This is a genomic window from Streptomyces sp. NPDC059037 (assembly GCF_042740015.1).
Lineage (GTDB): Bacteria > Actinomycetota > Actinomycetes > Streptomycetales > Streptomycetaceae > Streptomyces.
In genome coordinates this window covers 1-2,097 of the sequence record NZ_JBHYIG010000504.1, presented here as the reverse complement: position 1 = coordinate 2,097, position 2,097 = coordinate 1, and the positions used below count along the sequence as shown (strand labels likewise).

2 protein-coding genes are annotated in these 2,097 nt (G+C 70.1%); both read left to right on the top strand.

Annotated features, from left to right (window positions below; translation table 11 throughout):
* Positions 1-304: 304 nt before the first annotated feature.
* Positions 305-1,693, top strand: a complete 1,389-nt coding sequence (gene lpdA / locus ACFWY6_RS45180; RefSeq protein WP_384703692.1) for a dihydrolipoyl dehydrogenase — start codon at positions 305-307, stop codon at positions 1,691-1,693.
* A gap of 62 nt (positions 1,694-1,755) precedes the next feature.
* A partial coding sequence (locus ACFWY6_RS45175) for a biotin/lipoyl-containing protein (RefSeq protein WP_384703688.1) occupies positions 1,756-2,097 on the top strand: 342 nt, incomplete at its 3' end.

The following is a 2,097-nucleotide window of genomic DNA, read 5'->3' as shown; positions in this document are numbered from 1 at the left end:
GCGCGCGCCTGCCTTGAGGTCGGGGCGGCGCGGGCGCCCCCGCGGCGGCGCGCCCCCCCCCCCCCCCCACGCGGTTTCGCCCACAACGAAATCCGTACGTTCGTACGCCTTGGTAACCCCTGGACGTGTCGAATCAGACGTCTCACAGCCCGGCCCGCCGTCCCACCTCCCGCCGACAAGTGCGAAGATGGGTTCTCGGCAGGACAGGGCCCCCACCACAGGGCCGAAACAAGAGCGGCCGAATACCAGCCGCCGACCGGTCATCGCCGACCGGCGTACGGCGCACATGCATGGAGGACGTGACGTGGCGAACGACGCCAGCACCGTTTTCGACCTAGTGATCCTCGGCGGCGGTAGCGGCGGTTACGCCGCGGCACTGCGCGCGTCGCAGCTGGGCCTGGACGTCGCCCTGATCGAGAAGGGCAAGGTCGGCGGCACCTGCCTGCACAACGGCTGCATCCCGACGAAGGCGCTGCTGCACGCCGGTGAGGTCGCCGACCAGGCTCGCGAGGCCGACCAGTTCGGTGTGAAGGCCACCTTCGAGGGCATCGACATGGCGGCCGTCCACAAGTACAAGGACGACGTGATCTCGGGCCTCTACAAGGGCCTGCAGGGACTCATCGCCTCGCGCAAGGTGACGTACATCGAGGGCGAGGGCCGGCTGTCGTCCCCGACCTCCGTGGACGTGAACGGCCAGCGCATCCAGGGCCGCCACGTGCTCCTCGCGACCGGCTCCGTGCCGAAGTCGCTGCCGGGCCTGGAGATCGACGGCAACCGCATCATCTCCTCGGACCACGCGCTGGTCATGGACCGCGTGCCGAAGTCCGCGATCATCCTGGGCGGCGGCGTCATCGGCGTCGAGTTCGCCTCGGCGTGGAAGTCCTTCGGGGCCGAGGTGACCGTCGTCGAGGGCCTCAAGCACCTCGTGCCGGTCGAGGACGAGAACTCCTCGAAGCTTCTTGAGCGCGCGTTCCGCAAGCGCGGCATCAAGTTCAACCTGGGCACCTTCTTCGAGAAGGCCGAGTACACGCAGGACGGCGTCCGCGTGACCCTCGCCGACGGCAAGACCTTCGAGGCCGAGGTGCTTCTGGTCGCCATCGGCCGCGGCCCGGTCTCCGCCGGTCTCGGCTACGAGGAGCAGGGCGTCGCGATGGACCGCGGCTATGTCCTGGTCGACGAGTACATGCAGACCAACGTCCCGACCGTCTCGGCCGTGGGCGACCTGGTGCCGACCCTCCAGCTCGCGCACGTCGGCTTCGCCGAGGGCATCCTGGTGGCGGAGCGCCTGGCCGGTCTCAAGACCGTCCCGATCGACTACGACGGCGTGCCGAAGGTGACGTACTGCCACCCCGAGGTCGCCTCCGTGGGCATCACCGAGGCCAAGGCCAAGGAGATCTACGGCGCGGACAAGGTCGTCGCCCTCAAGTACAGCCTGGCGGGCAACGGCAAGAGCAAGATCCTGAAGACCGCGGGCGAGATCAAGCTCGTCCAGGTCAAGGACGGTGCCGTGGTCGGCGTCCACATGGTCGGCGACCGCATGGGCGAGCAGGTCGGCGAAGCCCAGCTGATCTACAACTGGGAGGCGCTGCCGGCCGAGGTCGCGCAGCTCATCCACGCCCACCCGACGCAGAACGAGGCGATGGGCGAGGCCCACCTGGCCCTCGCGGGCAAGCCGCTGCACTCCCACGACTGACCCTTCAGTTATCGGGCGCGACGACCACAGACTTCCGCAATTCGTAAGGAGCAACTGAAACCATGGCGGTTTCCGTATCCCTTCCGGCGCTCGGCGAGAGCGTCACCGAGGGCACTGTCACCCGTTGGCTGAAGGCCGAGGGCGAGCGCGTCGAGGCCGACGAGCCGCTGCTCGAGGTGTCGACCGACAAGGTCGACACCGAGATCCCGTCGCCGGCCTCCGGCATCCTGGCGTCCATCAAGGTCGCCGAGGACGAGACGGTCGAGGTCGGCGCCGAGCTGGCCGTCATCGACGACGGCAGCGGCGCCCCCGCCGCCGCCCCGGCTCCGGCCGCCGAGCCCGCCCCCGCCGCCGCCCCGGCTCCGGCCGCCGAGCCCCCGCCGGCGGCCGGGCCGGCCGCCGGC